Source organism: Maribacter zhoushanensis, from assembly GCF_029350975.1.
Classification (GTDB): domain Bacteria; phylum Bacteroidota; class Bacteroidia; order Flavobacteriales; family Flavobacteriaceae; genus Maribacter; species Maribacter zhoushanensis.
This window is the reverse complement of the sequence record NZ_JARKMR010000001.1, coordinates 1478015-1504544: the sequence shown is the minus strand read 5'-3', so window position 1 is coordinate 1504544 and position 26530 is coordinate 1478015. Positions and strand designations below refer to the sequence as shown.

The following is a 26530-nucleotide window of genomic DNA, read 5'->3' as shown; positions in this document are numbered from 1 at the left end:
TTGAACAGGTGTCCCCCGGCCTTTAGACCGAACGAAAGCTTGCCCGTCTCCGAGGTGTTCACCGTATAGCTGAACGCGGCATCGATGTACGTATCCTGGTTCGTGCCGTTACCGATCTCGTCGTTCACCACGGATAGCCCCAATCCTACGTGGTCCGATACCGGCGTATGGAAGTTGAGCGTCTGCGTAGTGGGCGCCCCGTCAAGGCCCACCCACTGCGAACGGTGAAGTGCCGCTATGCTGAACACCCCGCGCGAACCTGCGTACGCAGGGTTCACCGATATCGTGTTGTACATATATTGCGTGTACTGCGCATCTTGCTGCGCATGCCCCATAAAGAGACCCGCTACGGTAATTATAATGGTCAGAAAATATTTGTTCATCGTTGTCTTTTTTATAAGGGGAATTTTTTATCTGTTGATGTATAGGTAACCGGCTTTATCTAAATTATCTCCGTCATTCTCGTATTTAATTACATAGAAATATACGCCTACTGGTAACTCTGAATCTTCACTAATGGTAGCTCTACCATTAGATACACCTTGGAAGGTATTTGTAACATTATCATAACCTGACATTTCATATACAACAACTCCCCAACGATTAAAAATCTGCACCTTATTATTAGGGAAAGACTCGATATTTTCTATTCTAAAGAAATCATTGACTCCATCATTATTCGGAGTGATGACTTCGTTGAAAACTGAAATACCCGTCTCTACAACTTCAGCATTACAATCTGCATTTAAACTTGGAACTCCGCCTATAGAATCACATGAATCTAATGGATCTGTACCATCCTCAACTTCTTGTCCATCTAGAATGGTATCACCATCGGTATCTGCAACATTTGGATCCGTACCAATTGCCTCTTCTTGAGAAGGGGTAAGACCATCTTCATCACAATCGGATATCAAATAATCCCCACCTTGTTCCAAGGTTATGCTACCTTCATCATAATCACAAGGATCTTCTGGGTTGGTATCATCGTCAAGCTCTTGCCCGTTGATTACACCGTCACCGTCACAGTCCGCTAACAAATAATCACCTGAAAAATCTAAGGTTGCATTTTCAATTACAAAATCACATGGATTATTAGGGTCTGTACCGTCTGCTATTTCTTGTGTATCAAGAACACCATCGCCATCACTATCAATATCACTTACTTCTCTAAAGTCCACTTCTGGTGTTGTATCAATATCATCGTTATCCGTACCATCGGCACCTGTATCCAGATCATTGTTTACGTCGTTACCCGGAGTATCATCAAAAGCATCGTTTAATCCATCAGCATCAGCATCGGCTAAAGGGTCTATAATTGTTCCTTGACCAGCTTCTTCTACATCTGACGTACCATCATTATCTGAATCTGCATCCAAGTAATCTGGTATTAAATCACCATCCGTATCTTCTGGAGTTAGACCAACAGGATAGTTTGTATCCAAACCATTTATTGCAACAGCATCGGCAGGAGCAATATAACCTGCGGTAGTTTGTGCCTCTACGTTATCTGGAATACCGTCATCATCGGCATCGATATCCAAGTAATCCGGACCACCGGTACCATCAGTGTTTGATGGAGTCGTTCCTGCTGAACTGTCTGCCTGACCATCTATATTTGCATCGGCAAAACCAGCATCATCAGCATCAATAACACCATCTCCATTTGTATCAAGCGCACCGTTACCAGATTCAATAACATCAACTATTCCGTCATTATCAGCATCAATATCAAAGTGGTTAGGAATACCGTCACCGTCAAAATCGAAAGCCGGTTCCGTTGTTCCGTTCATATCACCAACTAATGGATCGTTTGGATCGTCATCGGAATGGTTTGGAACACCATCGTTATCATCATCTGCACTTGGGTCGATTCCGTTGGCCTCATCTAAATCTGAGATACCATCGTTATCATCATCAAGATCTGCTGTATCTGGGATACCGTCTCCGTCAAAATCCAATACCGATCTAAAATCAACTTCTGCCAAATCAGTATCATCTTCGTTGTCAGTTGCAATTGCACCCGTATCCAGATCATTGTTTACATCTAAACCTGGCGTATCATCAAAAGCATCGTTCAATCCATCATTATCCGCATCTGCCAAAGGATCTGTTAATACACCTTGACCAGCTTCTTCTACATCTGACGTACCATCATTATCTGAATCTGCATCCAAATAATCTGGAATTAAATCTGTATCGGTATCTTCCGGACGTAATCCGTTAGGGTAGTTTGTATCTACGCCATTTGGACTAAATGATTCCGCTGGAGCAATATAACCTGCTGTTGGCTGTGCTTCAACATTATCTGGAATACCATCGTCATCGGCATCGATATCCAAGAAATCTGCATTTCCTGATGTATCTGTATTCAGTGGGGTTGTACCTTCTGAACTGTCTGCTTGACCGTTACCGGTCGTATCCGTAAATCCATCATCATTACTATCGATAACTCCGTCATTGTTCGTATCAAAAATATCATTACCAGCTTCATAAACATCAAAAATGCCATCATTGTCCCCATCTAAATCAAAGTGGTTAGGAATACCATCACCGTCAAAATCGAATGCAGCTTCGGTTGTTCCGTTTACATCACCAACCAATGGATCGTTAGGATCATCATCGGAATGGTTTGGAACGCCATCGTTATCATCATCGGCACTTGGGTCGATTCCGTTAGCCTCATCTAAATCTGAGATACCGTCGTTATCATCATCAAGATCTGCTGTATCTGGGATACCATCACCATCAAAATCCAATACTGATCTAAAATCAACTTCTGCCATATCAGCATCATCTTCGTTATCTGTTGCAATTGCACCAGTATCCAGATCATTGTTTACATCTAAACCTGGTGTATCATCAAAGGCATCGTTTAATCCGTCATTATCGGCATCTGCCAAAGGATCTGTTATTGTTCCTTGACCCGCTTCTTCTACATCTGACGTACCATCATTATCTGAATCTCCATCCAAGTAATCTGGTACTGAATCGTTATCTGTATCTTCTGGAGTAATACCGTTTGGATATTGTATATCTAGCCCGCTGGTATCAAAAGCATCGTCAGGAGCTTCATAACCTACAGTTGGTTGTGCTTCCACATTATCCGGAATACCATCGTCATCGGCATCGATATCCAAGTAGTTTGCACCACCAGTTGTATCTGTATTTATTGGTACTATACCTTCAGTAGCATCTGCTTGACCATTATCGTTATCATCGGCAAAAACATCATCATCACTATCTATTGCACCATCATTATTAGTATCTAATGCGCCAGTTCCATTTTCTACAAGATCAAGAATACCATCGTTATCAGAATCTATATCTAAGTGGTTAGGATTTGAATCTCCGTCAAAATTATCAATAGGTAAAGCTGTACCTGGACCATCGGTAACTGCACCGGTTGTATTATCATCAGTATCTACGATATCCGATAATCCGTCTCCATCCGCATCGTCAATCGGACCTGTTCCAATAACACCATCGTTATCTGGATCAGAACCACCAGCTTCTGTTACATCTGGAATACCATCATTATCAGAATCCGAATCTATTCTATCATCAAATCCGTCAGTATCCGTATCAGGATTCTCTAAAGGAAGACCAGGCGTTGCAGGACCAACCGGATCTACACTATCCGCTAGACCATCGTTATCTGTATCCGTAGCAAAACTATCTATAACACCATCACTGTTAGCATCGACACCACCTGCTTCTATAACATCTGGCATACCATCATTGTCAGAATCTAAATCTAATCGGTCTAAAATTCCGTCGTTATCAGAATCTTCGTCTGGTAAAGGAGTAGCATCTACGTTATCGGCAACACCGTTATCATCGGCATCAACAAAACCATCAACTTCGCCATCACCATCTACATCTATACCACCTGCTTCCTTGATATCTGGTATACCGTCATTGTCCGAATCTAAATCCAATTGATTAGGAATACCATCGCAATCAGCATCACAAGGGATTTGGTGGAACAACGTAAAAGCTTCATAAGAAGCTGCCGTTGAACCTGAGCTTCTATAATAATCAATTTCTACCCAATTTACAGGAATCCCATTAGAATTTACTTCCCATATATTTAAATTTCCTCCATAGCCACCACTGACATTGTCAAAACCAACACTAGTAGTTCCGTTACCATTAACATTAGGACCACCGTTAGTCCCTGAATTAGCCGCAGTTGCCGTAGGCCTTTTATAAGTTGTCCCTGTTAATGGCACATTAGAAGTTATTACTATAGCTTCATCTGATGCAAGATTTCCATGCATTATACTACTAAGATTCAGTACTTCAGGACCACTTGTAAATTCTATTCTATAACGAATACCGCCATCACAACCGGCTAATTTGTCAATAGCTATATTTTCTCCATTTGCATTTGAGAAACCCTTAAAGGAATCAACATCGTTACAAATATTAGTGGTATTCGATGCCAGTTGAGAAGGCATTGCCGTTATAGTGTAATTAATTACATCTGTACCAGCAGCACAACCTGGGATATCAAAAGCTTGTGTTAATATCTGTGGTGTTTCCGTTCCGTCATGTAAGGCGTTTGTATCCAAATTATTAACAGCATCAGCAGAAATACTATCCGTTCCATTTCCGCAAGCAAGTTCCTCTGTATCTAAAATACCATCATTATCATCATCTAAATCTATTGTATCAATAACAAAATCACCATCACTGTCCACTGCCGGAATATAGCCTGTTGCAGTAACTATGGTTCCCAAACCACCATAAACATCTGCACCAGTACTAGTGTCTTGAGGAAAAGTTGTTGGATCCAACAAATTGTGCTGAACACTATCTACGTCATCGCCAAAGAATGAAATACCGTAAAACGTTTGGCCGGCAGTGATACCCAAATCAGCAAAGGTAATAATCGTAATTCCCATTGGTTCAGCGGCACCACCCACGAAAACGGGTTGATTATCGCTATTGGTATCTTCTAAAAATAAGTTTTGTCTAAAAGGATTAAAAGTAGGGTCATAAGGATTACCATAATCTGTGGGTTGTTGAATGGTAACCATATTGCCATAAGAAGTAGGCACGCCATCCGCATCAATACTTAGTATGGCAGCAGCTTTATAGGTGTTATTTCCATTTTTTTCAGAAGCTAAAAATCCATTTAAGGACAAATCAGCGGCGTCATTGAGAGTTAAATCAGGAAAAACAACATCAATACGCTCAACATTCTGTGGTCCCTGATCACTAGAATTACCTCCAATATTTCTAAATATATCAAGCGCACCCCTATTTATTACGGGGGACCTTAAAATTTCTTCCAAATCAATATTGCCCGGTGTACCCGGTAAACTAGCTGCATAATCAAAATCTGAAGCCCCAGTTCCTTCAAAAAACACACTCGCCTTGTTTCCAATAACACTAACACCATATGCGTTAGAAGCGATATCAACACGATTAAAAACATAAAATTGACTTGTAAATGGTATGGTATACGTGTTACCTTGATATTGTACGGTTTCAATTTCAATGTTATCCCCTTGACCAAAATTGTAAATATCAGTACCTATAGTATAAGTGTCTTGATCAGTTGCCGGTGTAGAAGTAATAGTCCAACTATCAACGGGGTTTTGACCCCAAGCAAGTTGCGTACTTTGGAAAGCAAGTATTACAAAAAGTACCCAATTAAAACAGGGCTTAAGATTTTTCATAGAATTATGGTTTAAATTAGATACCCTACCTAGATTTAACGTTAGGCTAAAGAAAGCAATGGGTTTTTCTTTTAAGAATTTTGATAAATTCTTCATTGTTCGCGTTTTTTTTATTGTCATGTTTTACCCGCTTCGTTATAAGGTAAAATCTTTACATACTACTTTACATAAATTAAATACTGACTTACCGCAGGTTAAACTCCAGAAGTTTATTTAATTTATTGGTACTATTCAAAGAGCTTTTAATTAGAATGTTAATTTCAAATTTGGTTTCTATTTGGTTATTTATTAGGAATATATTATTTCAGATTACAAAATGTACCTTTCCGCTTAGAAAAAAATGATCAGCACTTTTTTAAATAGCTCATTGTTTTGTTAAATTAAAATCCATTCCTTTTTTATTTAGAAACACTTTTAATGAAAAAGTTACATTTTTTCATATTAAAGCATTTATTTACCGTTTAACCTCTAACACTAAGGATTACAATAAAAGTAATCCAAATACTACGTTGTATTTATCGCTATTACAAAGCTAGATTGGAGACTAATCAGCTTATATTTTTTGTTGTGAAATAAGATAACTTGTATGCGAAATAGAATTCTTTGTAGGTGAAAAATTAGAACAAATTGGTATTTTATCGATAAACCCAATAAATTCAATACTTCAATGGGATTGAAACAAATCAAGCTCTTATAAAACCAAAATTCACTTAAAAAACAGGAAAATTAGTCGTATTTAAGTAATCAATGAACTGGTGTTAACAAAACCTTAAATCTTGTTAGCAAGTGTTAAATTCAGGCGCACTTTAAATTGGTCAACCAGTATTTTTCATAAAAGTTAAATAGATGATACTGGTAAATAATGAATTTTTCTTCCTACAAATAAATTACATGTGAATAACTTAATATTGGTTCTGAAAATTATCTAAATATTAACTGCCCAATTCTTCAATTTATATCATACTGCATCTGTTAAAAACATAAATTTAAAACCCACTATTTTCTAACTTCCTAAATATTGTTGAACTTTAGTTAAGAAATACAATAGATATGACATCAGTTGAAGATAAATTAAAAGAACGTGTAAAGGAACTTACCTGTCTTTATGAGGTTACCTCCATTATAGTCAATTCTGATTATGACCAATTAGATGCCTCTCTTGAAGCTATTGCTTATTGTCTAAAAAGAGCTTGGCAATTTGAAAATGTTACGGAGGTCTTTCTAAAAACGGGCGATTTTCAAGTACAGACCGATGATTATAAACACGATATGGTCACTTTAGTGTCTAAAATTAAAGTCTTTAACAAGGTTGAGGGTGAGGTAATGGTAGGCTACCCCTCAAATAAATATACCCTTGATGATTTTTTGGTTGAAGAACAGACCTTACTAAATAACGTAGCTTTAGATATTGGTAATCTTATTGAACGCAAACATATTAAAGATAGCGAAGAAATTACACGAAGACAGATAGAGCGTGCTGGGTATGGATTGTTTCCTACCATTAAATTTTGAGCTATAAGCCATAATATAGATTTAAAAGACAAGAAATTGTTCTAAGTACTAATTTCAATAGCAAAATTAAAGCATCTGAAATAAAACACCTGATAGATATCGCCAAATTAAGCAATGCCAGCATACAAGTGCTAAGTCTAACAGCGCCGTATAAATTAAGCTTCAATCAAAAAAGAAACAAAGTTTTCATTCGCAGCCAGCTTAAAGATGTAGCACACAAATTTAATTCATTACGAAATGTAAATATGGCAATTGCCCTTAGCTGTTTTGTAGAGATCAGAGAATCTAATATGGTCAGTTATGTAGCTAAAAAACCATCATTTTGGCAACGCCTTGGGTTTGGCAAAATATCATTACGCAAGTTGGGTCACTTTACCAACGTCCCCGTATTGGCGCTACGTGCCAATTAGGCTTTTTAACGCTATATTCGTCGTTTCTGTTTGTTGCAAATTGTACCTTTGTATCGTTAAAATGAATAGGACAAATGGACGATGATTTTCACAGAATACTGTATAACTACCTTTTAGAAACCGGACTAAGTGAAAAAGGCGCAGCGTATCTAAACCTTGCTATTTTAATGATCATTGCCTTAGTTTTGGCATATTTCTTAGATCTAATCATATGGAAAGTATTACGATCAGTCTCATTAAAACTTGCCAGAAAATCTAAAACTAATTTTGATAATTTTTTAGTTGCCAATAGAGTACCAAGGTATATTGCACATATTATACCCTTAACCATTTTGGTAAAACTTGTACCTTTTGGTTTTATAGGTTTAGACTATGCTGAAAAAATAGCTTTAAAATTTTTAAATGTACTGTTTGTTGTTCTCTCCCTCTACGTTGTTAAAAGTGTATTTACAAGCATTAACGATTACTTAAAGACCAAACCAAGGTTTAGAGATAAACCTATGGGAAGTTATATACAAGTCTTTATGATTTTTGCCTGGGTGGTAGGTATATTTACCATTTTTGCCATCATTACAGAAATTCAAGTTTGGAAATTCTTTACGGCACTTGGTGCAGGATCAGCAGTTATACTACTGATTTTTAAAGATTCTATTCTTGGGTTGGTAGCCAGCATACAAGTAAGTATCAATGACATGGTGCGGATTGGTGACTGGATCAGTTTTGACAAATTTGGTGCTGATGGCGATGTTGTTGAAATATCATTGGCAACGGTAAAAGTTCAGAATTTTGATAAAACCATTACCACTATTCCCACTTATGCATTAATATCCGATTCCTTTAAAAATTGGCGCGGTATGCAAGAATCTGGAGGAAGACGTATTAAAAGAGCCTTGATCATTAGTCAAAAAAGTGTTCGTTTTTTAACTGATACCGATGTAGAAGAATTTAAAAAAATACAACTTATACAGCCCTATTTAAATACAAGATACGAGCAGATCAATACTTACAATATTGAAAATAATATTGACAAAGAACTCGCTATAAATGGCAAAAATTTGACCAATATTGGGGTGTTCAGAAAATACGTGAACGACTATCTTCAAAACCATTCTGCCGTAAACAAAGGCATGACTTTAATGGTTCGTCAATTAGCGCCAACACCGCAAGGTATACCTTTAGAGGTTTATGCATTTAGTGCTGACAAACGATGGGAGAATTACGAATATGTAATGGCAGATATTTTTGATCACCTATTAGCCGCCCTACCCTATTTTCAATTACAGGTATATGAATTACCGGTTCCGGTTGCTTCTTCATAACTATTCGCCTTTTACTTTCTTTTATATTTTTATCTACTAGCTCTATTGTCAATAGATGAAAATTGTATCTTTCTTGGATAGATTTGCTGGTGCTCATAATTGCATTGACAAATATTAATAGATAATGATGCTTCAAAAAAAATTCAATGAACTCCTGACAAAATATACTGATGATACCAGTTTGATCAACACATTATGGACAGAAATAGAGAAAAACTATTCAGGCAATAAAAGACATTATCATACATTACAGCATCTTGACAATTTATTAGCTCAATTGACTAATGTAAAAGAAGAAATACAAAACTGGGATACTATCTTATTCACACTATACTACCACGACATCATCTACAACGCAACTAAGTCAGATAATGAAGAGAAAAGTGCAGAACTTGCCGAAAAACGTATGAAGGAAATTTCTCTTTCTAGTGAGGTTATTGAACAATGTAAAATACAAATTTTAGCTACCAAATCGCATTTTAGTTCAACTAACAGCGATACCAACTATTTTACAGATGCCGATCTTTCCGTATTAGGTCAAAGTTGGGAAACATACACTCTATACTATAAAAATGTTAGAAAGGAATATGCTATCTACCCTTCCTTTATTTACAATCCTGGACGCAAAAAAGTTCTACTCCATTTTTTATCAATGGACAAGATTTTTAAAACTGACTTTTTTTATAACAAGTTTGAAACACAAGCTAAACAGAACTTACAACGAGAACTAGATTCGTTATGATAAAAGAAAAACGGAATCTGCTTTTGCAAATTATAAGGCGTAAATACTAATCTTTAGTCAGTATTATTGAAAATACAATTTAAAAAATCTGTCAAAATTAAAATATGAGCATATTTAGAAAAATTGACAAAGTACTTGGTGCCTTTGGCTATATAAGAGCATTAGAGCGAACACATGTTGACACGTTTACTGAAAACTTAATAAATAATGTCCCTGGAGAAAAGATTGCCGAATCTAAAGAGGGTCAATTATATGTAGAGTTTCAAGAATTAGCCGGATTTAATTTTATGGAATCTGCTATTTTAAGTAGAGAAAACATTAAAACATTTAAAGGCGCAAAATTATCTTTTATTGGGGATGACGATGAACTAATTCTAGATTCTGATATTACTGAAATTGAATCCGATTATTCAAATGTATCCAATCGGTGGATGACTAAAGTCAGTTATGTAGTTACCAAAGATGATATAAAATTCATAACCGAGAAAAAGTCGAATACTATTGTATTTGAGTACAAGAGAAAGGCAATTAAACTATATGGCATTAAATAATGTAACCTGGTTTAATCACAATATTTATTCTGCTAGAAAATGTGGCATAAAATGTCTAAAAAAACCATTATATGATTAACTTCTATCTAAAAGCCAAACATTGGCAATTATTCATTTTAATGTTGGGTATACCTTTGGCATACCAAATATTTGCTTTATTTCAGTTATTTGAATTACAAACACTTGCTCCTGCAACATTGGATAATAATAATGGAGTTGGCGTTACCGAGGTTGTAAATGAAAACCTATTTTATTTTGATTTCTTCCCTTATATAATGATTGTATACATAGTAATATTTTTCGGCTGGTTTTGGTCGATGGCAATTGGTCTTCAAAAAAACATTCCGTCAGAAATTACAATGAAGGTTCAAAAGTTTAAAATTTTATTTTTCATCCCTCTAATCTATATCATTCTACTAATGGTCTTTGTAGGCGGACTATTTTCTGGAATGAGCACTAATAGCTTCTCACTTATCGGTTGGCCTTTGTATATTATTGTACTACTTCATTTATTCTCCATGTTCTGCATATTTTACTCCATGTATTTTGTGGCTAAATCAATTAAAACAGCCGAATTAAAAAGAAAAGTCGGTTTTGGAGATTTTGCTGGGGAATTTTTTCTTTTGTGGTTTTATTTTATTGGTATTTGGATTATTCAACCAAAGGTGAATACCTTGTATAAAAATGCAAACACTACTACTAAAAATAGTCAAATACTTTAAAAAATATGAATATGAATGCTTCAGAATTAACAGATGAAGAATTAGTACTTGAAAAAAAGAAATTAAAAAAGTCAAAGATTATGAATGCGTTTATAATTGGCTTTCTTGCAAGTATTGTAGTTATTGGCATTGTATCATCAATTATTGAAAAAAATTTCGGAACTCTTATACCATTACTATTTCCTATCTATTTTATATATAGATTAGTTAGTAATTCTAATAAAAACAAAGAACTTGAAATGGTTTTAAAAGAACGAAATATTTGAAATGAAAAGTAGATTGATTCTTTTTTTGACACTAAAACCAATCCACCACTACATTCTATTTTTTGTCAACCCAAATAAAAAAATCAACTGATTCTAAACATGTTAGTTGTTTTACATTTTCGCAAGACTTAAATAAGAAATCTACAAATCTTCCGTTCCTACGTTTGAAGAACCCAACTAGTAAAACTAGATTATTTATTCTCAGTATCGGTTTTTTCTAAATTATATAACTAAATCAGATTTATCTCACCAACTAAACAGTCAACCATGAAGAAACCAATTAAAATTATAGGATCAACATTTCTAATCCTTTTATTAGGGGTAATTATTTATGGTGTTTTCATTTATCAAACTAACCCATATATAAATGCTTTAGTAAACAATGATGAAACTAAATTGTTTTATAGACCATCGACCGAAATTCAAAATTTAGATGAATTTAATTATTCTGAAAATGTACTAATAGTAGATGACAGCATTAAAATACATACGTATCTATTTAATCCGAAGTCAAAGGCAAAAGCAAACATTTTTTTAATTCGTGGAAATAGCGGCAATACCAGCCAAGGTAAGGAAATTATAAAACCATTAGTGAATAATGGTTTTAAAGTGTATTCAACAGATTGGAGAGGTTATGGAAAATCTACGGGAACTCCAAACTACAAGGGAATACTAAAAGATACCGAAACAGCTTTTATTGATTTCTTACAACAAACGAAAAGTGATAGTATTAAAACCATAGTTTATGGTATGTCTTTAGGCGGGCAGTTAGCAGTGAAACTAACAAAGGACAATGAACCTAAAATTGATGCTTTAGTATTAGATGGATCAATAGAATCTGCTCATAGTTTCATCACTGATAACTTTAAAGAATTCTATTTACAAAGTTATACTAGTAAGCCCGAACTTTACAATCAAAATTATATTGCCGTAAAAGATATTACCGACATTAAGAATACACCCAAATTAATAATACAAAGTACTAAAGACAGAGCTGTACCATTTAAAAGAGGTAGAAATCTTTTTAATTCTGCTCAAGAACCAAAGCAATTTTGGGAAACAGCTACTGAACACATTCAAACTATTAATGAGTTACCAGAAGCCTTAATCAAAAAACTTAATGTTATAACTGAATAGTAAAATGTTCAAATTTTAAATACGAAGAAAAATTAACTGCTATCGACTATAAATATATATTGCTTACTTAAACTGCTCAACCAACAAAACCACTTCAACCATAACTACCAAAATGAAAAATATAATAATCATAGTAGTCTTAATCGCTTCTAATTTCTCCTTAGCACAAAGTAAAGAAAACATAGAAAAAATTAGAGCATTAGAACCCGATGTTTGGTTGGGCATTTGGGATAAAGAGAATTCTAGCAAAAAAATAAAAATTGATAGCATAAACTATAATGAAATTCCAAAATCATTAGATTTTAAAGGCACAGTTGTTGAAGCCCTAAAATGGACAGATGCTAAGGGTGAGAATATTCTAATACAAACGGTAACTGGGAACTTTACTTGGTTGGACTATGAAAAAGATAGTACAGATTATATGCTTCAGGACAAAGCTGAACTCTATGCCTATTTGTTTACAAAAAGTAATACTGAACAAGAGTATAAAAAGAAGTGGAGGGTATACGATTATATAGAGTGTTTTGGGGTAGATTGGTTTATTGGCTATGCGCCAAAAGCAACCAGCATAACAGATTTAGACGAAGATGGTATTACTGAAATAGCCATGCCCTATGTTTTAATGTGCCGTGGAGGAATGGATCCTGGTATTATGAAAATAATCATGTTTGAAGATGATACCAAGTATGCCCTAAGAGGTGAAACCATGCTTATGTGTGGTAATGAAAATGCGTATGGCGGCGAATATGAAGCTAGCGCCAATTTAGAAAAAAAGCCAAAATTTAATACTTTTCTAAAACAACATTGGAATAGAAACAAATGTGAAGAAGGAAAATACTATTAGAACAAGAGTATTTAAAACACCTATTAAGTTATAAATAAAATACCGGTATAAATATCGGTAATACACTTCTACTACCCCACTTACTGCACCAAAAAGTATCGAATACAAACTAAACTACCACGTTTGTCAACTCGGTATAATATGAGGTATAACTATACGATATATTTATACCAATATGTCAAATCCATTTAAAAAAATAGTAAAAAACGCTAACGAAACCCATAAAGATTGGGGAACGAATTCCAATTCTAAAACCAGTTCACGCAAATGTGAGAACTGTGGCGCAGCTAGACCTAAAGACACCAATTTAACCACTTGTGATTATTGCGACTTTAAGTTTATGAATATTCACAATGAGATTAAAACAGATATATAATGTTTGAATTTTCTAAGAAAGAAAGTAAAGAGGAAAGAAAGAACCAGCCTGAATACCTTGCCTTGGTAGAGAAGTGGGATTCATTTTTAGCAAAAATGGAAACTCGTTTCAATGAATCTTTAGTACATGCAGAAGAAGCTGTGTTAGACAATTTAGAAAGTAACAATTATGATATGTCGGCAAGCATGACGGCATGGAGCGGAATTAAATCTCAGCTAGAGGGTTTGGGCGATAAAATTGAACAAACCTTTGATGACAAAGTGCAACCACAAATGTTAGATTATGTTGAGCAGTGGGATATTATTGATCAAGACCAAAAAGGCACCACCTTATCATATGCCTTCACTAACAGAATAAAACGTTTTGAAATTGAACTAGAGGGTAAAATTGCACAAGAATTCTATAATCATGCTATCCAATTTTTAAATGAAGATTTTCATTGTTCGCAATGCAGTGGTAAGCTAGAAGTTAAAAAAGACATTTTTAGATCACATTATGTAGGCTGTGGTTATTGTAATACGGTAAACACCTTTGTACCAAGTGATAAAATTACAGAGATACGTTGGGTAGTCGATAATATCGCAAAACATAAAGTTTTAAAAGAGTGGGATGAAAAAAATACAGCTCAGGAACATTGCCAAAGTTTTAGAAGTTTAAATAATGGTGATGATAAAGCCCCATTGGCAAAAGCCTATGATGAATGGGAAATTAAGGAAAATGCATTCTGGACAAATTACTTCACTGAAAGAGCATCTTTTCTACCAGAATACAAAGAAACGATTGAACACGATGTAAGTGTAAAAATGAAACTCTTTTTCTATGATAATAAAGAGAGGAGCGATTTATATAACCATTAATATTAAAAAATAAAACATGGAAATTAACGGAGTAACTTTTAGAGATTTTGCCTGTGCATCGGCTAATATGGCGGCAGGGATGCCAATAGAAAAAATTTGCGAAGTTCTGGGCTTGGAGTTACCAGTATGGGAGGATACTAAAAACCAATGGAATGGAAAAATGGCTGAATTGAGCCATGATGATATGAAATTCTATGGGGAGGTATTTATGAATCCGAAACAAGGTAAGTTCGCTAACGCTGCAGGTGGAGCAGAGGGTCCTGAAGTAGCACTTGCTAAACATCCTAATTGGAGCGATTATATTAAAATGGAAAGACATTATGCCATTGCACAAGATGTGGGTGTTGAAATAGATTTACAAAAAGAATACGATGTCTCTATGACAGAGTTTTCACAATTAGCAATGCACTGGGGCGGTCAAATACAATCTGCTATGCAAGAAAATCCAGATTCAGATAAAATGCGTGAACTTTTGGTTGAACAAGGTGAACTTACAGAAAAGTGGGAGGCACACTTTAATGAAATGTACCAAGGTCAGAGCGCAAACTTAAGTGATGATATTGATTTTTAAGACATTACATACTAACCATTTCCTATAAGTAAGAATAAGGCTGAATAATTTTATTCAGCTTTATTTGTTATAGGTACATGGCATTTTTAATACCATCTGGTAAAATTTTTGGTTAAATCATAAGATATACATGAAATACATAATAGCCCTTTGCATTTTATGTCTTTATGCAAGTTGCGCAGAACAGATAAAAATAAAGGAAAAGACATTTATAAGAGGTATCTATGATTTATCAGAAAAGGAAGTGCCTACCAAATTGGCGCTACTAGATAATAATTTGTTTCATTATTACACGTCACAAGATTCTGTAGATGTACATGTATATGGTGACTACAGTATAAAGGATAATGAAGTTAGGTTATACCCTGAGAAAGAACTTTTGCAACCTTATATTTTATTTGCTGGAAATAATGAAGAATTAAATGATTCTATTGTTTTTGATTATACGAGTTCCAAAAACAGAAGTGAGAAATTGTTTTTTAAGGTGGATGATGAATGGGTAACCAACCCTGTTTACACAGACAGTTTGGAAGATGTTTTCTTAAAGCACAAAAAAAGTGGTGTAAAAAGTATAGCAATCAATCTTATGAGTAAGCAAGAAGGAGAAACAGCAGTTTTCAATACCCTAGAAATGTATTCAGGAGTAATCCCTGAAGGATATAATAATTTTTTACTGTCATACAATTACCACTATGACATAAGAAAACGAGTAGCTCAACAACGCTTTCAATTAAAGGGAACAAGTATAATATTTAAAGAAAAAGAAAGAATACAAGATCCCATATCAGAAAAGGACAAGAAAATTTTAACCAAATTCATAAACGAAGGTGGCGGTTTGTTCTCTGATATAACTGAGGTACTTAGCTATGATTTTCAAGAAATTAAACTTTATAAAGAAGAGAGTAAAATTAAATTTAGGCTATTAAAAAACGGAGAAGTGCGGGAAGAAACAGCGCTTAAAACACTTCAATAAAAGCGTATAAAATGAATTTGATTAAAATACTTACTTATTCGTTGTTTTTTTGGATGCAATTTTCAGTTTTTGACCAAGAAACACCCACACTAAAACCAACCATTGGTAAGGAATATAATTTCGAAGAGAAAAAACAAATATGGTCTACATGTGAAGCATTGTTTACAGATAGCGCAGTTTGGGAAAATTACGATGATGAAACCAAAGATGATTTAATAAATAAATGTAGCGCGCTAGGTTATAGTGAAGCTTGTGAAGACATGTGGAGCATTGTTTGCGGAGATGATTGGACAGATGAAGGCTATAACATAAACCATTTAGATAATACTACTGCATTCTGCAAAGTATCATCTGCCCTAGAACCGCAAAATGGCAATTACTACGACTACGCCAGTATTAGTGACTTAAGTTATGGCACAGCGTGGGTAGAAGGTGTAAAAGGCTATGGTATAGGTGAGTATATAGAATTTAATTTCCCTCCACAACATCCGCGTATTACAACCATTAAGATTGCGAATGGTTATATCAAAGACAAAACAACTTGGAAAAATAATTCAAGAGTTAAGCAATTAAAAGTTTGTGTAAATAATATTGAATTTGCCATTCTTGAGCTAAAAGATGTGTATGCAGAACAAATTTTTGAAATACCAACAATAGGTTATGAAATTACCTATCGTGGTATTACAAAAGATGGTAAAAGTTATTACAAGTATAGAGATGAGAAAGGCAATCAGTTCAAATCTTATAATAAAGAAATAGAATCAGGAGATACTATCCGGTTTGAAATCTTAAGTGTGTACCCAGGCGATAATTATGATGACACCGTCATAACAGAAATATATTTTGATGGATTAGATGTGTATTAACATCTGTAAATTAAAAGCTAAGAATGAAAAACCAATTAAAGAAAATTTTAAGTCAACTAGATAGTGAAGATGCCAATCAACAAAAACTAGGTTATGAGGCACTGTCAATCATTGAACAGATATTGGAAAAAAATCCGATTGATATAGATATGCTAACGCTGCGTATGCGTTTAAATGCCGACATTTTCCAAAACACTTCGAAAATAATAGAAGACGCCACATTTATTTCAGAAAACAATCAGTTTAAAGAAGATAAGATGATAGGGTATGACTGGCTTTGGTGGGTTTATAACGATGCACTTTCCATACCTGATAAAGCAGAAAATGTAATTGAAGAGCAGTTAGTAGAATTACAGACTCTTTATGATAAGTCTTATGTAAAACATGAAAAAGAAAGCGAGCTCCTAGACAAGTTTGCTTTTTATAAATACGAGCAAAAACTATTAGATGATGCCTTAGATCTCTGGTATAAAGCTTATAAAAAGTATCCTTTTTTTTATAATAATGGCTTAGCAGGTTTAAAACATCTAGAAAAAGAAAATTATACGATTGCAGAAGAAATTCTGCTAACGCATTACACTTGGTCTTTTGATAACGAAGATGGTTATAGATTGCAATACGGCATCAAACTAAAAGAAATGTACGATGCCAAAAAACTAGACAAGCATCCACAATTACTGGGCTTATTATTTAATATTATTAGAAATGAAAAAGAACATTTTAAGATAACGGATAAGCTAGATTTTTACGAAAAGTATTATCCAGAAGTAGAAAAGTGGTTAGAAGTATATCCAAACAATGCTTTATTAGTAACTGCTATTGCAAATACACATTACTTTGAAACTAAAAATTATGTAAAGGCATACGAAGCTTTTAAACATCTTTTTAATTGCGAAAACCATACTGCTTATACGGACTTAGATAGAATTAAAAAAGCGGCAAAAAAATCTAACAATGATTTTTTAAGTCTTCCTTTTAAGTTTTCCGGTCCTTCTGTACACATGTACAATACATTATCCACTTTTACTATCCTATTCGATAAAACCAAAAAGAACAAGAAGAAGAAAAAAATAGCCCAAATAGCCATACAGTATGGTGAAGTAGGCTATCAGCAATACAAAGATTATCTGCTACATGGCAAAGGAGACACCCACAACAACCAACCCCATTTATTTGCCATGCTCTGTAATAATTATGCAAATGCACTTGGCAATTATGCTGAAACCCTAAAAGATGACAAAGAGAAAGAGTTGTTATATGACAAAGCGGGAAGCATTCATATAGAGGGCTTTCAAATGAGTCCGTTTAGGGAAAATGTTGAAAATGCTTCTTATGATTATTTTGAAGGTAAAAATTATCAAAAATCAATAGAAAGCACACAAACGGTATTTAAGCAATATGGTAAAGTATTAAGTATTAACGAGAGGCAAAAATACTTTTTACGATTAGTAAAATGTTATGTTGGTTTAAGAGATCTAGAAAATGCAGAAGCAAATTATTTTAAGGCAAAAGAACTCTATAACAAGATAGGACAAGGGGCAAAAGATGCTGCCCATTATGTCATATTTTCAGGGAAAATATTTTATGAATATGCGGTAACAGAAGAAAAAGTATATGATAAATATATACCAGAAATGGAATGGTTTCTAGAACAAGAAATAATACAGGAACAAGAACCTAAAGAAGTAGGTTTGGTAGCTTATTATTTAGGTCTTTGCTACAATGCCACAAATCAAAAAGATAAAGCTGCCATAGCGTTTCAAAAAACGGTAGACAATTTACAAGATGTTAATGATTGGGAGTTTTACGAAACAAAATGTGAAGAAGCCGAAGATGCTTTAGATGACCTTGGAGTCAAGGTTATTAAAAGAAAGAAAAAAAACAATAAATCTTTCTTTAGAAAAATCATAGATACATTATTCCTTCCGTTTATTATTCTAGGAATAATTGGTGGTGCTTTAGTAGCATTGGTGCAACTTATGATGAAAAAAGAAGATTGATGCCAAGAGAATCTAATTCCAAAAAACAACTCTGTTTCTTCCGTAATAATAACTTATTAAAATTATTCCGTTATAGTAGTATCAGTTGTTTTAAAAGAAATTAATCATGAAAATATTTCAGTATTTACTACTAGTTTTAATTCTTGTTCTACAATCCTGCAAAGGGCAAAATGACCAAGAAGAAAAACCATTGACTGGTTTCAATAAAGTAGAATTAGTTCTAGACACTGAGTTTGTAACTAAAGATACTATTACCCAAAAAGGAACAACTTTTTTAAATGCCACAACCAAACAAGAAGTTTCCGTTTTACATCATATAGAAGATACAGGCTTTCATATGTATAACGGTATGTCTTTTAAAAACCAAGATATTGGGGTAATCGTTGGCGGTGCCGGTTTAATAACCAGAATCACAAAAGATGGAGGTGAAAATTGGTTAGAAAATCGGTTTTCTAGATTCGGTAATCCGTTTTATTCTGCAGCATTTTCAGGTGACAACATCTATGTTATAGGTGATAGCGAGTATGTTTTCACCACACCGGATTTAGGAGAGAATTGGAATGTATTCAATACCAAAGATCTATATGAAAAAAGAGGTTATTTCTTTAACAAATATTACAAAATACGCTTTGTTAACCAGCAAGTTGGCTTTATTACTGGTTATGGATATATCAACGGAAAAGACGAAGGTTTTGCTGTTATTCTAAAAACCATAGATGCGGGTAAAACTTGGACTACTATTGAACACAAGGGCTTAGAAAAAGAAACAGAAGGAATTTCAGACTTTGTCGCCTTTTCAGAAAAAGAAATTATTGTAGTTACTTTTTCTGGTAGAAGCTATAAAAGTACCGATGGCGGTTTAAATTGGCAACTACTGTTTGAGACGGATGGTAAAGATTTTGTAAACCTCAACTCTATTGCATTCTCAAACCAAAACATTGGCTTAATAGGAGGTCTGGCAGGAGACCTATTCTATACAGATAACGGCGGAAAAGATTGGCGTAAAATTGACATGCCGCAAGATGGTGACGGACATAAAGCCAACATTTCCGATATTCTTTTTACCAAAGAAACTGCATTAATTACCACAAGTATATCTTCAGATTATTACAGAGATACCTTTGTATACGAATTCAATATAGATGACGCCTCAATTAAACCTTTCTTGACATCAGATAATGAAGAGGTCCTATTTACGGGGGAGTCATTTGGAATTCAAGCTATTGCTGATGAAGTACTTATTTTAGACAGGGACAATTTGTATAAAACAAACACATTAAACAAATAGTATGTATTTAAGTTTAAAACAGATACTTCTATGTATACTTATCTTAATAGTAGCCTCTTGCTCTGATGCTGACGAAACGTTTTACGAAATAAAGGGAAATCAGGTCCTATACCATTCTGTTTATAGACTTGGTCAGGAATACTACACAAAAGCGCATACTTCCATTGATGTTGTAGAAGATGCAGATGCTAAAACCTTTCAGCAACTAACTAAATATTACGGCATAGATAAATCAAGTGTTTTTAATGAAGCAAAAAAACTTGTTAAGCGTGACCCAGTTACATTCAAAGTTTTAAAAAAAATGGTAACGGCAGATGCATATGGCGTGTATTATGACAATAACATCATCCCTAACAGCCATGGTTTAAGCTTTAGGTTTTTAAATCACGATTACGCTTTAGATGACAACCAAGTATATTATCAACCTTCAGATGTTAATAGTGTGGTAATTGGTGCTGACATAAATACTTTTTCAGTAATTGGAGATGACTACAGTCAACATGCAAAAGACAAAAACCAAGTTTATTATAGAGGCAATGTTATTGAAAGTGCCTTAGTTGGTTCGTTTAGCAAATTGTCAAATGATATTTCAAAAGATGAAAAGTCAATCTTTTTTAAAAGGGAAAAAATCAAGGAAGCCGACTATAATTCCTTTAAAGCTTTTAGTTATGAAGAGCTAAAAGAATACGAATATAAATTTATTGCGCAAGACCACACTAATTTTTATAGTGATCATGGTGGCAACATAGCAATAACAAAGAAAACTGAAGAAACAAATGAGCATTAAGAATCAAATTATTCTATTAGTTGTCTTTTGTAGCGCTACCAACCTTATAGCACAAAAAGACACCCTTTACTTTAATTCCAAGTGGAATAAAACAGATAAGAAAAATGCCGCGTTTTTTCGCCTTGTGCCGTTAGAGAAAGAAGGTGATTTATATAAAGTTAAAGACTATTATATAAATGGTAATCTGCAAATGCAGGGTTATTGGTCCCATTTAGATAAAGAGACCTTACACGGCAAAGTTACGTGGTACTTTGAAGACGGAACAAAATCTATAGAATCAGAATATAATAATGGCGTTTTAGAAGGTGAGAATACTATTTATAAAAACGGAGGTCAAGTTAGCTCTAAAGGCGTTTATAAGAACAATAAGCCTTATTCAGGTAGTTTTATTGTTTACCGTTTGCTACAAACCTATGCCAATGGTGTATTAAATGGCGAAGAAATAAGTTATGCAGATAATGGCACAATAGCCACCAAAGGAATCAACAAGAACGGAAAACGATTTAGTGGAGAATTCACCAATACCCAAACCGAAAAAACCACATATAAAAATGGCAAAAATGATGGATATACCACATCTTATTACGATTTAAATTTCACGCAAAAAAAACAGTTTTATGCTATTAATGATGGTACAAAAGAAGGAGAAGAAATTTCTTATTACGAAGATGGCAAAGAAAAAGCTAGAGGCATCAATAAATCAGGAATGCCTTTTAAAGGTTCATTTTACAATGAATACATGCGCACAATCGCCACTTATAAAAATGGGGTTTTTAATGGTCCGCTAACTAAATTTAATGAACAAGGTAAAATAATAGCTCTTCATGAATATGTTAATGGTAAGGTTTCTGGTAAGGTCATAAGCACAGGGCTTTTTGAGAAGAGAATATGTGAGTGTGAATATAAAGAACAAGGACCCTTTAAAGGAGAAGAATGCAAAGGCTATGACGTTTATGAGTACGTAGATGGTTTACTAACAAAATTAACCTCTTACAATTCTGATGATCAAAATAAAAAAATAGAAATTCTGTTTTTTCAGGAAAAAGAGAAAACTAAAAAAATAATTCATTTTAATGGAGAAAAATACGAGTTGCTTTATAAAAATGGCAAAGCGTATTCTGGTCAGGACTATGATCGTATATCTGGTAGCCTAACCACTTATAATGCTGGAGAAAAAGAAGGTCCTTTTCTAGTTACTAAAAAATACAAGGGTTATAGCGCATCCGGTAATTATAACCAAGGTGTTTACGACGGCAAAATAACCTTCCAGAATTTACAAAATAAGACAAGCACATTCTGTACGTACAAAAATGGCAAACCAATTGATGGCACTACCATTTACAAAGACACCGTTATATCTTTTAAAAACGGTCTTAAACACGGGCTAGAAACTCCCGTACTCGCTTATGGAAATTACAATTCTCCTTTTGATAGTATTAGTAGAAATTACAAAGAAGGTAAACTACATGGACAAATTCAATATTTTAAAGAAAATGAATTATTAGCAGAAGGTGTGTATAAAAATGACCAACCGTTTACCGGGATGTTTTATGAATATTCTGGTGGTACCAATTATACATGCAACACTTATAATGAAGGCGAACAATTAAAATCTGAATATTATGCTCAAAAATTTAAAGCAATTTATCAGTATCAAGAAAATGTACTTCAACAAAGTAAATATTATTATGACCAAGAATTAATAGCAGAAGGTTTATATAAAAATGGGCTTCCGTTTGAAGGTAGTTTTGCCACGCTGGAAAAAATAGACAAGAATTATTTTCCTGAGAGATATACACTGTCAAGATTCAAAAAAGGTAAAAAAAATGGAGAAGAAACTGTAGTTAACTTTAAAGCAAATTCAATAGAAGAAGTAACCCAATTTAAAAAAGGCAAAACATTAAGCAAAACTATTTTTCTTCCTTTCAAAGACAAAGAACTTCTTTCAGGTACCTATAAAAATAATATGCCTTTTTCGGGAGATTTTTTAACTACCCTAGCTATTAATATACCAGATACAAATGCAAAAAGCAGCTATCAATCTGTAAGCCATTATGAAAACGGTAAAAAATCTGGCATGGAATATTTTACTACAATGGGTTCTAATATGCGGGTGATTTTAGATAGTGTAAGCTATAAAGACGAAAAACCATTTCAGGGCAATCTACTTGAAGTATACAATAGCGATACCCTAGAGCATCATTATGAAAATGGAAACTTAGTACAGACTAATATATATACATGGGGACTTAGCAAAAAACCAGATGCCATAGTTAAGTACACATCTAAAGGTTATACGACTACAAATGAAAGACCTTCAAATAATATGACGAACTATTCTAGCGAGGTAATTTATAAAGATACCGACCCTAGTGAAGGCACTGCAATTGTTACCGGTAATGGAATTGAAATGGGTAGATTCTCCTTCTCCAAAAAAGGGATTTCCAATGCTTCGTTTTCTTTCAAGGAATATGACACAAACGTTACTATTGAAAGCATTGCCTTAAATAAAATAAAGTTAATTTTCGACTTAGAAAGTATGCTCATAAAGTTTGAAAGTACACTTAAACCTGAGCGTATAATAAGACCTAGTGATATTCAAGATTGGCTTCGATTATTCTATTTTGGTGACGGTCCCGCCTATTTTTATTTTGATGGTGAAGAAACACCTATTGCAACCTGTATTTATAAAAATGGAAGAGAGTACGATGGCGTAACAACTGCCATTAACCAAAAAGGAGACTACAATTATAACTTTTATAAGAGTGGCGAACTGATTGAAAATCAAAAAAATATAACAAAACAGCAATTATTACAGCTGATAAATACCAAGCAATAACTAAAATGAAAAATCTACTCTTCTTACTCTTTTTAGTTTTTACAACCCAAATATCCGCACAAAAAGATACGCTCTATTTTGACTCAGATTGGCATAGAACCGATAAAGCAAATGCGGCTTTTTTTAGACCTATTCCTTTAGAAAAGGAAGATAACCTGTATCATGTTAAAGACTACTTCGTAAACGGAACAATACAAATGAATGGATATTGGTCTAACCTTGAGGATGAAACCATGGAAGGAAAAATAGAATGGTACCACAAAGACGGAAAGCTTTCTGAAAGCAGATATTATACTAACGGCATACTTAACGGAGAATCTATCGTGTATTCGCAAAACGGATTCTTAAGAGCAAAAGGGAAGTATAAAAATGGTCACGGCTGGGAAGGTTCGTTCATTGACCCATGTTGTTTTAATGGGTTTATTCCTATTTACAAAGAAGGTAATCGTATTGGACAACAAATGTTTTATGAAAACTCCGATCAGATCGCACAGAAAAAAATACAACAAAACGATAGTATTAGTATTACTAGATATTATGATAAAAAAGGAAAAGAAATAGGTAAAAACAGTTATATAAATGGCAGTATTAAAGAAGGTATGTTAGCCACTTTTTTCATAAATGAAGAAGATGATGCTAAAAGTCTAGAAGACTACATGTATTTCAAAAACGGAGAAATGCATGGTGAGTACGCTGTATTTGATGCCAAAGAAAACCTACTTTCAAAAGCTGATTACAAGAATGGCAAACCGTATAGCGGTACCGTTTTTAGCTATGGCAGTTTAAAAACATATGCCAACGGAAAATTAGAAGGTGAGGAAATAGGATACTCGAGAAAAAAAGTAGAAGTGACCAGAGGTATAAATAAAGATGGCGAACATTATAATGGTCAATTTATAGATAATTATGTTAACAGTATTTCTAGCTACAAAGAAGGAAGATTAGATGGTAAACAAACTTTGTATTATTCCGATAACTTGGAGCAGGTAAAGTCCTATGAACATATTCAAAATTATGATAAAAATGGTGAAAGTGCCTTTTATCTAAAGGATGGAAAAGAATTAGCAAAAGGAATCTACAAAGATGATAAACCTTGGAACGGAACTTTCTATGACCCGTACAGTATGCTTTTTACTTCTTTTAAAGAGGGTGAAAAACATGGCATATTTGCTCAATATAACAGCGTAGGTGAAATTTTAGAACAACAAGAATATGAGAATGATTTACTGAATGGAAATGTAAAAAGTAACCTCATAGACGCAGAAATTTGCGAATGTATTTACAAAAAAGGGAAACCGTACACGGGTCAAGTTTGTGACAACTATACCAGAACGCACTATGAAAATGGGCTTACTGTTAAAATAGACAATTTTAAGTTTGATTATGAAAATGATACTTTCGTTTTTACTGGTGACACCACTTACGAAAACGGAATTGTTAGTGCGCAAACAATTATTGCGAATGGTAAAACCTATACATTAACCTTTAAAGATGAATTACCCTACAATGGTGTTCATTACATAGCTTACAGCGGAGAAATGACAACCTATAAAAACGGAATAAAAGAAGGTGTTTTTATAAAGCAAGATGAAGAAAATAGAAATTTGAGCATTAGTGGAGCTTATAAAAACAATGAACGCCATGGATTAATTGAGTTCTATGAAAAAGACTTAAAAAAGAAAACTAATTGCATCTACAAGAAAGGTAAACCTATTAAGGGCACAGTTATAAATGACCATACATTCACAATCTATAAAAAAGGACTAAAACAAGGGGTTGAAAGAGAAATAACAGAAACTGGGCTAGAAGAAGTAATAGAGAGAGAAGCTGTATTTGACAAAGGTATTATTATATCAGAATCTTGGCCACGCCTAAAAAATCCAAAAGGAGAAATTGCGCAAGGAAATTACAAAGATGGCAAACCTTTTAATGGTGACTTTTTCAAATTTGAATCTATATTAGCCTCATTTACCAACTATGAAAATGGTATAATTTCAGGTACACAGTATGTAGGTTTTAATGACTATGAAACCCTTGTTGTTGTAGATTCTATGCAATATAAATCTGGTAGACCCCATGAAGGTAGGTTTATGGAGCATACAGAAGATAGGCTGCATTTTCACGAATATAAAAACGGAAAACTTTTAAAAACCATAGTCACCAAAGATGATCTAAATCAGAAAATACGAAATACGGTTATCTATTCAGATAATGGTTTTATTGTTACTGAGAAAGATTCAGATTTAGTAATGTTAAGAGGTACCTATTTGAATAAAGAACAAACTAAAGCGAAAGTAGAAATGTATTCTGACATTGACGTTTCTGCCGGCACAGTAGAATTTCATGATAATATAATAACAGCTATAAATATTAATTATAACGAAGCTAGATATAATATTAATTATGCCTTGGTAGATTCTCAATTAGTAATCAGCTTAAAAAAAGAAGGAATTCTATTAAAGGCATACCCTAGTTTTAAACATATTAAGAAGTTTACGTACAAAAACTTTCTTAATCCAGAAAAGCTGTTTGTTGACGGTGAAGTGACCATGCATTCTTATATAGATGATAAGCATGTAGCAACAGGAATAATCTTAAATAGAGATTTTTACGACGGTGTTCATATTCGCTATGATAAAAGTAGCAATACCTATAGCTATTTGAAATATGATAAAGGAGAACGTTTAGAGATGGAAACAACTCTGACCAAAGAAGCTGTTTTAGAACTTATTAAAAGACCATAATTAAACCAATGATTAATTGTAAATACTCTGATTATT

At 33.8% G+C, this 26530-nt stretch carries 21 protein-coding genes; 19 read left to right on the top strand and 2 right to left on the bottom strand.

Features of this window, described 5'->3' with window-relative positions; genetic code table 11:
* On the bottom strand, positions 1 to 383 hold a 383-nt coding region (locus PXD56_RS06455), incomplete at its 3' end, for a PorP/SprF family type IX secretion system membrane protein (RefSeq protein WP_276492497.1).
* 27 nt (positions 384 to 410) lie between these two features.
* A complete protein-coding gene (locus tag PXD56_RS06450) occupies positions 411 to 5786 on the bottom strand; it encodes a T9SS type B sorting domain-containing protein (RefSeq protein ID WP_276492496.1) in 5376 nt (1791 codons plus the stop codon).
* Positions 5787 to 6740: 954 nt separating this feature from the next.
* On the opposite strand from PXD56_RS06450, the gene PXD56_RS06445 reads away from it, so the two are divergent.
* The 19 genes from PXD56_RS06445 (at position 6741) to PXD56_RS06355 (ending at position 26494) form a co-directional block, all read left to right on the top strand.
* Positions 6741 to 7202: a hypothetical protein gene (locus tag PXD56_RS06445; protein ID WP_276492495.1), complete on the top strand. Its 462-nt coding sequence runs from the start codon at positions 6741 to 6743 to the stop codon at positions 7200 to 7202.
* A 245-nt stretch (positions 7203 to 7447) separates the two neighbouring features.
* Positions 7448 to 7612: a hypothetical protein gene (locus PXD56_RS06440; protein WP_276492494.1), complete on the top strand. Its 165-nt coding sequence runs from the start codon at positions 7448 to 7450 to the stop codon at positions 7610 to 7612.
* A 74-nt stretch (positions 7613 to 7686) separates the two neighbouring features.
* On the top strand, positions 7687 to 8931 hold the full coding sequence (locus tag PXD56_RS06435) for a mechanosensitive ion channel family protein (RefSeq protein ID WP_276492493.1): 1245 nt from the start codon (positions 7687 to 7689) through the stop codon (positions 8929 to 8931).
* A gap of 124 nt (positions 8932 to 9055) precedes the next feature.
* A complete protein-coding gene (locus PXD56_RS06430; protein WP_276492492.1) occupies positions 9056 to 9673 on the top strand; it encodes an HD domain-containing protein in 618 nt (205 codons plus the stop codon).
* Between the two features lie 104 nt (positions 9674 to 9777).
* Positions 9778 to 10224, top strand: a complete 447-nt coding sequence (locus PXD56_RS06425) for a hypothetical protein (protein ID WP_276492491.1) — start codon at positions 9778 to 9780, stop codon at positions 10222 to 10224.
* Between the two features lie 71 nt (positions 10225 to 10295).
* Positions 10296 to 10946, top strand: a complete 651-nt coding sequence (locus PXD56_RS06420) for a hypothetical protein (RefSeq protein WP_276492490.1) — start codon at positions 10296 to 10298, stop codon at positions 10944 to 10946.
* Between the two features lie 11 nt (positions 10947 to 10957).
* Complete coding sequence (locus PXD56_RS06415; RefSeq protein ID WP_276492489.1) at positions 10958 to 11212, top strand: hypothetical protein; 255 nt, start codon at positions 10958 to 10960, stop codon at positions 11210 to 11212.
* Positions 11213 to 11479: 267 nt separating this feature from the next.
* The gene (locus PXD56_RS06410; RefSeq protein WP_276492488.1) at positions 11480 to 12349 is read left to right on the top strand and encodes an alpha/beta hydrolase; all 870 of its coding nucleotides are present in this window, start codon (positions 11480 to 11482) and stop codon (positions 12347 to 12349) included.
* Positions 12350 to 12461: 112 nt separating this feature from the next.
* Entirely contained in the window at positions 12462 to 13193 is a 732-nt protein-coding gene (locus PXD56_RS06405; RefSeq protein WP_276492487.1) for a M949_RS01915 family surface polysaccharide biosynthesis protein, read from the top strand.
* Positions 13194 to 13368: 175 nt separating this feature from the next.
* Positions 13369 to 13569: a hypothetical protein gene (locus PXD56_RS06400; RefSeq protein WP_276492486.1), complete on the top strand. Its 201-nt coding sequence runs from the start codon at positions 13369 to 13371 to the stop codon at positions 13567 to 13569.
* Complete coding sequence (locus PXD56_RS06395) at positions 13569 to 14426, top strand: hypothetical protein (RefSeq protein ID WP_276492485.1); 858 nt, start codon at positions 13569 to 13571, stop codon at positions 14424 to 14426. The genes PXD56_RS06400 and PXD56_RS06395 overlap by 1 nt, the downstream gene beginning before the upstream one ends.
* A 16-nt stretch (positions 14427 to 14442) precedes the next feature.
* Positions 14443 to 14997 (top strand): DUF6620 family protein, encoded by a 555-nt coding sequence (locus PXD56_RS06390; protein WP_276492484.1) that lies wholly within the window; start codon positions 14443 to 14445, stop codon positions 14995 to 14997.
* A gap of 130 nt (positions 14998 to 15127) precedes the next feature.
* Positions 15128 to 15970 carry a hypothetical protein gene (locus PXD56_RS06385; RefSeq protein WP_276492483.1) on the top strand — a complete coding sequence of 281 codons (843 nt, stop codon included), beginning with the start codon at positions 15128 to 15130 and terminating at the stop codon, positions 15968 to 15970.
* An 11-nt stretch (positions 15971 to 15981) separates the two neighbouring features.
* Positions 15982 to 16836 (top strand): NADase-type glycan-binding domain-containing protein, encoded by an 855-nt coding sequence (locus PXD56_RS06380; protein ID WP_276492482.1) that lies wholly within the window; start codon positions 15982 to 15984, stop codon positions 16834 to 16836.
* Positions 16837 to 16859: 23 nt separating this feature from the next.
* Positions 16860 to 18836, top strand: coding sequence for a hypothetical protein (locus PXD56_RS06375; protein WP_276492481.1), 1977 nt, complete (start codon positions 16860 to 16862; stop codon positions 18834 to 18836).
* A gap of 106 nt (positions 18837 to 18942) precedes the next feature.
* Positions 18943 to 20124, top strand: coding sequence for a sialidase family protein (locus PXD56_RS06370; protein WP_276492480.1), 1182 nt, complete (start codon positions 18943 to 18945; stop codon positions 20122 to 20124).
* A 1-nt stretch (position 20125) separates the two neighbouring features.
* Positions 20126 to 20911 (top strand): DKNYY domain-containing protein, encoded by a 786-nt coding sequence (locus PXD56_RS06365; protein ID WP_276492479.1) that lies wholly within the window; start codon positions 20126 to 20128, stop codon positions 20909 to 20911.
* Positions 20901 to 23750, top strand: coding sequence for a toxin-antitoxin system YwqK family antitoxin (locus PXD56_RS06360; protein ID WP_276492478.1), 2850 nt, complete (start codon positions 20901 to 20903; stop codon positions 23748 to 23750). The genes PXD56_RS06365 and PXD56_RS06360 overlap by 11 nt, the downstream gene beginning before the upstream one ends.
* A 5-nt stretch (positions 23751 to 23755) precedes the next feature.
* Positions 23756 to 26494 (top strand): toxin-antitoxin system YwqK family antitoxin, encoded by a 2739-nt coding sequence (locus tag PXD56_RS06355; RefSeq protein WP_276492477.1) that lies wholly within the window; start codon positions 23756 to 23758, stop codon positions 26492 to 26494.
* Positions 26495 to 26530: the final 36 nt, after the last annotated feature.